We start from the raw sequence: 8453 nt of genomic DNA, 5'->3' as shown, positions 1-8453 counted from the left end.
GCATCTTATGGGTGGTGATAGTCATAATACCAACATTACTCCTACCCACTTAGCTAAGTGGGGGAGCATGTCCGGGCCTTTCGGGGGCCAATTCATACGGCAACCCGTATTACAACGGCTACGGACCGTGCGGATATTACCCCTATCCGCCATGCTGAACGATCGCTGACATCGGTTCGCAACCTGCAGTTCAAGGGCGGCAGACGAGTAAAGCCGGGTCGCTCCAATCAAGTGACCCCGGCTCGCTTAATCGTCGAATAGAGCGCTGCAGTACGAGGTAAGAGGCAGTATAGATTGGTCCGACAAAGTTTGATGACCGCTTTCCGTGTTGGGTGTTCTGCTGCGGACGGTCGGCCAACGGCCCCAAGCCAGTCATCCATCCATATCGACGCGAGTGTCTCCTGTTGGCGGATAGTTGCCGTGCTCCCGTGGCACCGAATGTGTTTTGATCGAGCAAAAAGCGGGGCTGCTCAACCGAATATGCGTGAACCGAGGCGGGGGCACGACCATCAGAGGGTGAGCCGGAGCTGCTCAGTCGAGCATGTGACCGCGTTTTCGAGCGAGGATAGGGTCATGCCCAGTAATCGAATGCCCTTTGCAGGCGGAAACACTGGCTTTAGAAGCAAGATTGCAATCGCCTCGATATCACTCGCCGAAACAAGCGGCCGATCGCTCGTCTTTGCCCGCGTGATCTGGGTGAAGTCGGAGTACTTGACCTTCAACGTCACTGTCTTCGCTCTGATGGCGTTGGTCTCGCAGTAGCGCCATACCTTGGCGATCAGCGGTCGCAGCCCCTCCAGCGCCGGCTCATAGGAATGGATGTCGTGAGCGAAGGTGTCTTCCGCGCCCACGGATTTGCGGACCCTGTCCGGCTTGACGCGACGCTGGTCTATCCCTCGTGCGATGCCGTAGAAATATGGGCCCGATTTCCCAAAATGCTCGGCCAGGAACTGCAAATCCTTGTCCTTGAGATCGGCTCCCGTATGGATTCCAAGGCGATGCATCTTTTCGGCGGTCGCAGGCCCGACCCCGTGGAATTTCTTGACCGGCAAGGTTTCGACGAAACGGGGACCCATTTTGGGCGTGAGGACGGCCTGACCGTTTGGCTTGTTGAGGTCGCTGGGCATCTTGGCGAGGAACTTGTTGTAGCTGATGCCGGCTGATGCGTTCAAACCCGTCGCGTCTTTAATTCTAGCGCGGATTTCAAGGGCGATCTCGGTGGCGATCAACATACCTTTGTGGTTTTCGGTCACGTCGAGATAGGCCTCGTCGAGGGACAGCGGCTCAATTAGGGGCGTGTAGTCCGCGAAGATGTCCCTGATCTGCGCGGATACGGCCTTGTAGACGTCGAAACGCGGTTTGACGAAAATGAGGTCAGGGCATTTCCGCTTCGCGGTCACCGACGGCATGGCTGAATGGACGCCATAGGTCCGCGCCTCGTAGCTGGCGGCGGCCACGACGCCACGCGCTTCCGAGCCGCCGACGGCCACAGGCTTGCCGCGCAGTTCCGGATTGTCGCGTTGCTCGACCGAAGCGTAGAAGGCATCCATGTCGACATGGATGATCTTGCGGACACGGTCTGCCGCAGCGGGTTCAGTCTCTGCGGTCATCGGGACGTCCAGTCATGCGACGGCATCCACCACCGGCTCGATCTTCAACAGGTCGTCCGGTAGAGGGCGCTGTAACGACTTCGCCTCCTCCCAGGGAGCGGTAAGCCAGGTCTCGACTTCGCCCTTGGTGGTCAGGACCACCGGCATGGCCTTCTGGTGAATCGGCGCAACGACGGCGTTCGGTTCGGTGGTCAGGAACGCGAACAGGTCGAGGGTAACGAGGCCATCCTTGACCTTGCGCACGCTGGTCCAGTCCCTGACCCATAAGCCTGCAAAGAACATCAGCGGATCGTCGCCCGTGCTGGCGAACCAGGCATTCGGCGTGCGACCGCCTTCGATCTTGCTGGCCGGGTCGGGCTCGGCAAAGCGGGTGAAGGGCACGACACATCGGTTCTGGACGCCGAGCCAGCGTTTCCAGTGCTGACTGGAAGTGTTGCGGATATTCGTAGTGCCACCATCGGGCTCCATCTTCAGCAACTCGTTGAAGTCGAATTCCTTGCCTTTGGCGCGAAGCTTGTCGGCCCGCTTGCTGGCGGCATCGAACAGCGCCCGGCTGGACGATGGCAAGCCCCAGCGGACCATCGCCAGCTCGCGGCGATCCTCGTTGTTACGAACAATCGGCGCGAAACGATCGGGAAAGACATCGATCGAAGGCTCCATGTTGCCAATGACGTCATGCGTCGCGGAAACGAAATTCCGGATCGCGTCCTGGGTCGTCGTGACGTTGTAGGCGTTGCACATCGATGTCCTCCTCAGCTCTGGCACGGACCGTGAAGGGTTTCCCTTACCCGTTCAAGCCTCGAGAGCTTACGGGACAGCATAACGTCGCGGCGCGCCCGGCAGGCGACAGGGTGGGCCTTGCACTGACGGTCCTGGAGAATAATCCCATTGGTGCAGGAATTTTTTCTTAAATCAGACATTGTACCGATCTGTGGACGGCCCATCACTAGCTCTTTGATTTCGTTTCCTGATCGAGCCTCGCGTGTCTGTGGAAGGCCGTTGGATGGCCGATTTCAACAAAAACGCCACGATTGACTCAAATGCCGATCAGGAACAAACAAGGAACATACTCGCTTTCGAGCAGTTTGAACACTGGGTTTTGACAGAGGCCATCGATGGCGCAGGGTGCCGCAAATCTTGTGATTTCCGAGCTTCGAGAGCGCATTCAGCATCTCGAAGGTACGGCGAAGCGTCTCAAGCATGTCCTACCTTTCGGCATTCCCGATATCGATAACCGGCTCCCGGGAGGAGGCTTGGCGTTCGGTGCATTGCATGAGTTTGCCGGTGGCGGGGCGGGTACGGTGGACGGGGCTGCCGCCGCGCTGTTTGCGGCAGGCATTGCCGCACGGACGAAGGGGCAGGTCGTCTGGTGCTTGACGCGGCCGGACCTGTTTTTTCCGGCCCTGGCCCAGGCTGGTCTCCATCCAAAACGGGTGATCTTCGTCGAGGTTGACCGGGAAGAGGACGTTCTGGCGTCGATGGAGGAGGCCTTGGCCTATGGAGGGCTCGGTGCCGTGGTTGGAGAACTGGTGCGTCTTCCGATGACGACGTCGCGGCGGCTGCAGCTTGCGGCCGAGAAGACCGGCACCATGGGCCTGGCAGTTCGGCGATGGCGACGCCAGACGGAAGCCAACGACTACGGTCAGCCGACGGCCGCGACCACGCGGTGGCGTGTGAGTGTGCTTCCGAGCGAGGCGCTTCCCGTTTCCGGCGTCGGGCGGGCGCGGTGGTTTCTGGAGTTGATGAGAGTGAAGGCGGGCGAGTGCGCAGAGTTTTTCGTTGGAGCGTGTGATGCCACGGGTCGTATCAATCTATCTCCCGGACCTGGCAACGGACAGGATCAGGCGGGCCGATCCGTCTATTCCGGTTGAGCAGGCCATAGCGATCATTGCCCGGAGCGGCGCGAAGCGATGGGTGTCGGCTGCAGACGCCGCTGCCAGGAAATCGGGTGTCCGCGTCGGCATGGCGGCGGCGAAGGCCCAGGCCATCTTTCACGGTCTTATGCTCGTGGACGCTGATCCGGCGGCTGATGCGGCCGCGCTTGAACGGTTAACACTCTGGGCGTTGGGGCAATATTCTCCCATCGTCGCCGTCGATGCGCCGGACGGAATCGTCATGGACACCGAAGGCGCGGATCATCTCCAAGGTGGCGAGACGCTGATGGTGACCGGCATCGTCAACCGTTTCCGCGGCAGGATGCTGTCCGCCCGTGTTGCCGTCGCCGACACCTGGGGAGCGGCTCATGCCTGTGCCCGCGCTGTCCAGCGGGAAACCGTGATCGTGCCGGCTGGCGAGACGGAGCGCGCTGTCGAAGGATTGCCATTGTCCATGTTGAGGCTCCCGGCCAAAACCGTCGACGATCTCCGCATGCTTGGCTTCAAAACCATCGGCGAACTATCCGCACAGCCACGCGCACCTCTGGCGCTTCGGTTTGGACCTGAGATCGGCCGCCGGCTGGATCAGATGTTCGGCCGACTGGCGGAACCGATCGATCCGATCCGGACACCGGAGCTGATCGAAGTGAGCCGAGCGTTCGCCGAACCCATCGGCGCGCCCGAGACCATCGACAAATATGTCGGCCGTCTTGTCGTGCAGTTGGTTGAGGAGCTGCAGCGAAAGGGGTTGGGCGTTCGTCGAGCCGACCTGATCGTCGAGAAGGTCGATGGCACGCGCCAGGCCATTCGCGCCGGAACGGCCAAACCCGCCCGTGATGTCGCCTGGCTGACCAAACTCTTCCGGGATCGCACGGAGAAGATCGAGCCTGGCTTCGGGATCGAGAAGCTGACCCTGGTGGCGGTTATGACCGAGGCGCTCGAAGACCTACAGAAGTCGTCCGCGCTGGTGGAGGACGAAACCAGCGATGTCACGCCGCTCGTCGATATCTTCGGGAACCGGGGGCATCGGGTCTTTCGCGTAGCACCGGTATTCTCTGACGTGCCGGAGCGAAGCGTGCAGCGGATCGCCGCCGCAGCAGTCAACGATGAGACCTGGGCGAACCACTGGCCCCGGCCGGTTCGTCTGCTGGCGCGCCCGGATCGCATCGAAGCGATTGCGCTGATGCCGGATCATCCACCCGCAAGCATCACCTGGCGTGGACGGCGGATGAAGGTCAAACGCGCCGACGGGCCCGAACGGGTATTCGGCGAGTGGTGGAAGCGCGACGCCGAGCTGGAGGCGGTGCGCGACTACTTCATCGTCGAGGGTGAGGGCGGGGAGCGACTGTGGATATTCCGCCAGGGGGATGGCGTCGATCCGGGAACCGGGTCGCATCGATGGTTCGTCCACGGGATATTCGCATGAGTTACGCCGAGCTTCAGGTGACCACCCACTTCAGCTTCCTCCGCGGCGCGTCGTCGGCCGACGAGTTGTTTGCAACAGCAAAAGAACTCGGGATCGAGGCGCTGGGTGTCGTCGATCGAAACTCCCTTGCCGGAATCGTCCGGGCGCTCGAGGCGTCGCGTTCGACCGGCGTCCGCCTTGTTGTCGGCTGTCGTCTCGATCTACAGGATGGCATGTCGATCCTGGTCTACCCCACAGACCGCGCTGCCTATTCGCGGCTGACGCGTCTGCTGACGCTTGGCAAGGAACGCGGCGGCAAGGCGAACTGCGTCCTCTCGCTCGATGACGTCGCTCTGTACGCCGATGGCCTGATCGGCGTCCTCGTTCCCAACCTCGCCGACGAGACCTGCGCGATTCAGTTGCGAAAGACGGCCGACATCTTCGGCAACCGCGCTTATGTCGCCCTCAGTCTTTGGCGACGCCCGAACGACCAGCTGCGGCTTCACCAGATTTCGAACCTGGCGGCGCAATTCAAGGTCAGGACGGTCGTCACCAACGATGTGCTCTTCCATGAGCCCGGCCGCCGCCAGCTCCAGGACGTCGTGACCTGTATCCGCAACAACGCCACGATCGACGCGGTTGGCTTCGAGCGCGAGCGACATGCCGACCGATATCTGAAACCGCCCGAGGAAATGGCGCGGTTGTTTCCGCGATACCCGGAAGCGCTAGCGAGAACGATGGAGATCGTCAACCGCTGCCGTTTCAGTCTCGACGAACTCACCTACCAATACCCGGAGGAGGCCATCGTGGAAGGGATGGATGCCCAGCAATCGTTGGAGCACTACGTCCGCGAATGCATCCCCAACCGCTATCCCGAGGGTCTACCGCAGAAGGTGCTGCGCGCTATCCGGCACGAACTCGACCTGATCAAGGAGATGCGATACGCGCCGTACTTCCTGACGGTTTTCTCGATCGTACGGTTCGCCAGGAGCCAGGACATCATTTGCCAAGGGCGGGGCTCGGCCGCCAACTCGGCCATCTGCTACATCCTCGGCATCACCTCGATCGACCCCGAGACCAACGATCTGCTGTTCGAGCGGTTCGTCTCGAAGGAGCGCGACGAACCTCCGGATATCGATGTCGATTTCGAACACGAACGGCGCGAGGAGCTCATCCAGTGGATTTACAAGACCTACGGGAAGGACAGGGCGGCGCTCTGCGCCACGGTCAACCGCTACCGCGCCAAAGGGGCGATCCGCGACGTTGGCAAGGCGCTCGGCTTGCCCGAAGACATCATCAAGGCGCTGTCGTCGGGGATGTGGCATTGGTCCGAAGAGCTGGTCAGCGAGCAGCGCCTGGAGACTCAAGGATTGAACCCGAAGGATCGGCGTCTGGCTCTGACCCTGAAGCTGGCACAGGAGTTGATAGGTGCACCACGACATCTGGGTCAGCATCCGGGTGGTTTCGTCCTCACGCACGACCGCCTGGACGATCTCGTGCCGATAGAGCCGGCGACCATGGCCAATCGTCAAGTGATCGAATGGGACAAGGACGACATCGAGGCGTTGAAGTTCATGAAGGTCGATGTGCTCGCCATCGGCATGCTGACCTGCATGGCGAAGGCCTTCGACCTTCTCAAGCGGCACAAGGACGTCGATCTCGATCTCGCTGGCATCCCGCACGAGGACCCCGCTACCTATGCGATGATCCGCAAGGCCGATACCCTCGGAACCTTCCAGGTGGAGAGCCGGGCGCAGATGGCCATGCTTCCGCGATTGAAGCCCCGGACCTTCTACGATCTGGTGATCCAGGTGGCGATCGTCCGACCGGGGCCGATCCAGGGCGACATGGTGCACCCCTATCTCCGTCGCCGAGAAGGCAAGGAGGCGGTCGAGTACCCGACGCCCGAGCTGGAGGCCGTTCTCGGCAAGACGCTGGGGGTGCCCCTGTTTCAGGAGAGCGCGATGAAAGTGGCGATGGTCTGCGCTGGCTTCACCGGCGGGGAGGCCGATCAGCTGCGTAAATCGATGGCCACCTTCAAATTCACGGGCGGCGTCAGCCTCTTCAAGGACAAGCTTGTCTCCGGGATGATCAAGAACGGATACTCGGCCGACTTCGCCGAAAAGACCTTCAGCCAGCTCGAAGGGTTCGGTTCCTACGGTTTCCCGGAGAGCCATGCCGCCTCCTTCGCGCTCATCGCCTATGCCTCGAACTGGATGAAATGCCACTATCCCGAGGTATTCTGCGCAGCACTTATCAACAGCCAGCCGATGGGATTCTACGCACCAGCCCAGATCGTCGGCGACGCCAGGAATCATGGCGTCGAAATCAGGCCCGTCTGCATCAACCGGTCCCGGTGGGACTGCACGCTGGAGCAGGTCGGGGACACCGACCGACACGCGGTCCGTCTCGGCATGAGGCTCGTAAAAGGCTTGGCGGACGTTCATGTCGCGAGGGTCGTTGCCGCCCGCATGAACAGGACGTTCGAGTCCGTCGACGACGTTTGGCGGCGATCAAATGTGCCGGCGGAAGCGCTGGTTCAACTCGCCGAAGCCGATGCATTCCGGCCATCGTTGGGGCTACAGCGCCGCGATGCCCTATGGGGGATCAAGGCGCTGCGAGATGAGCCGCTACCACTGTTCGCAGCCGCCTCCGAACGCGAACGTCGGGCCATTCCTGAGCAGCAGGAACCGATGGTCGAGCTTCGGCAGATGACCAAGGGGCACAATGTTGTGGAGGATTACGAGCATACCGGGCTGACACTTCGCGAGCATCCCGTCGCGTTCCTACGGAAGGATTTGACGGAGCGCCGTATCGTCACCTGTGCCGAGGCAATGAATACCCGGGACGGTCGATGGATAATGACGGCCGGACTGGTGGTGGTCAGGCAGAAGCCGGGCAGCGCGAAAGGGGTGATGTTCATCACCATCGAGGATGAGACCGGCCCGGCCAACGTTGTCGTTTGGCCGTCGCTGTTCGAGCGCCGACGTCAGGTTGTCCTCGGGTCGTCAATGATGGCGATCAACGGACGTATCCAGCGGGAAGGAGAAGTTGTCCATCTCGTTGCCCAACGGCTGTTCGATCTGTCCCGCGACCTCTCGGGCCTTGCGGATCGGGAGGGCAATTTCATGCCCGCAACGGGAAGAGGTGATGAGTTTAGAAATGGCACGCCAGGCGGTGGAGATAGCCGGGACCCAATAAAGCCGCGGGACATTTTCATTCCCGACCTGCATATAGATATCTTGAAGGTGAAAAGCCGAAACTTCCATTGATCGAAGGTTACCATGCGCGGCGGTTTGGCTGGTCATGGCAGGGCGATGACACCGAATTGTCGCTCGATCGCTTCGAGCGTTCCTGCCATCATGTGACGTATCCGTTGCCCCATCGATTGGTGCCGCTTCTACGGACAGGAATGCACTTTAAATGCATCAATTGTTCGTGTCGAATGGTGTGTGCGAATTTGGGGTGTTGAACCGCCCCGGCTTTGCCGGAGACCGTTTGGTTTAAGTTACGCGGCCATGGCTGGTGCGTCCAGCATGGCGTAATATCGGTCTTCGGCCTCGG

General features: G+C 60.9%; 5 protein-coding genes. 3 read left to right on the top strand and 2 right to left on the bottom strand.

The features are described from left to right. Positions 1-509: 509 nt before the first annotated feature. Together dinB and GGQ64_RS27475 are read right to left on the bottom strand one after the other, a co-directional pair. Positions 510-1610 (bottom strand): DNA polymerase IV, encoded by a 1101-nt coding sequence (dinB, locus tag GGQ64_RS27480; RefSeq protein WP_183808487.1) that lies wholly within the window; start codon positions 1608-1610, stop codon positions 510-512. Positions 1611-1622: 12 nt separating this feature from the next. Further along, a complete protein-coding gene (locus GGQ64_RS27475) occupies positions 1623-2351 on the bottom strand; it encodes an SOS response-associated peptidase (RefSeq protein ID WP_183808486.1) in 729 nt (242 codons plus the stop codon). Between the two features lie 374 nt (positions 2352-2725). Here GGQ64_RS27475 and GGQ64_RS27470 point away from each other — a divergent pair, with 374 nt between their 5' ends. From GGQ64_RS27470 to GGQ64_RS27460, 3 genes are read left to right on the top strand one after another with little or no spacing between them, the layout of a single operon-like run. Further along, positions 2726-3481 carry an ImuA family protein gene (locus GGQ64_RS27470; RefSeq protein WP_183808485.1) on the top strand — a complete coding sequence of 252 codons (756 nt, stop codon included), beginning with the start codon at positions 2726-2728 and terminating at the stop codon, positions 3479-3481. Continuing rightward, a complete protein-coding gene (locus GGQ64_RS27465; RefSeq protein WP_183808484.1) occupies positions 3402-4910 on the top strand; it encodes a Y-family DNA polymerase in 1509 nt (502 codons plus the stop codon). Before GGQ64_RS27470 ends, GGQ64_RS27465 begins: the two co-directional genes overlap by 80 nt. After that, positions 4907-8161, top strand: a complete 3255-nt coding sequence (locus GGQ64_RS27460) for an error-prone DNA polymerase (RefSeq protein WP_183808483.1) — start codon at positions 4907-4909, stop codon at positions 8159-8161. Before GGQ64_RS27465 ends, GGQ64_RS27460 begins: the two co-directional genes overlap by 4 nt. Positions 8162-8453: the final 292 nt, after the last annotated feature.

The sequence above is a fragment of the Mycoplana azooxidifex genome, from assembly GCF_014196765.1.
In the GTDB taxonomy this organism is placed as follows: domain Bacteria; phylum Pseudomonadota; class Alphaproteobacteria; order Rhizobiales; family Rhizobiaceae; genus Mycoplana; species Mycoplana azooxidifex.
The sequence above is the reverse complement of the archived record's forward strand: the minus strand, read 5'-3'. Positions and strand labels throughout refer to the sequence as shown.

Bases quoted from the DNA above. Each gene is read 5' to 3' on its own strand.
- dinB (WP_183808487.1), bottom strand. From the start codon at position 1,610: ATGACCGCAGAGACTGAACCCGCTGCGGCAGACCGTGTCCGCAAGATC.
- GGQ64_RS27475 (WP_183808486.1), bottom strand. From the start codon at position 2,351: ATGTGCAACGCCTACAACGTCACGACGACCCAGGACGCGATCCGGAAT.
- GGQ64_RS27470 (WP_183808485.1), top strand. From the start codon at position 2,726: ATGGCGCAGGGTGCCGCAAATCTTGTGATTTCCGAGCTTCGAGAGCGC.
- GGQ64_RS27465 (WP_183808484.1), top strand. From the start codon at position 3,402: ATGCCACGGGTCGTATCAATCTATCTCCCGGACCTGGCAACGGACAGG.
- GGQ64_RS27460 (WP_183808483.1), top strand. From the start codon at position 4,907: ATGAGTTACGCCGAGCTTCAGGTGACCACCCACTTCAGCTTCCTCCGC.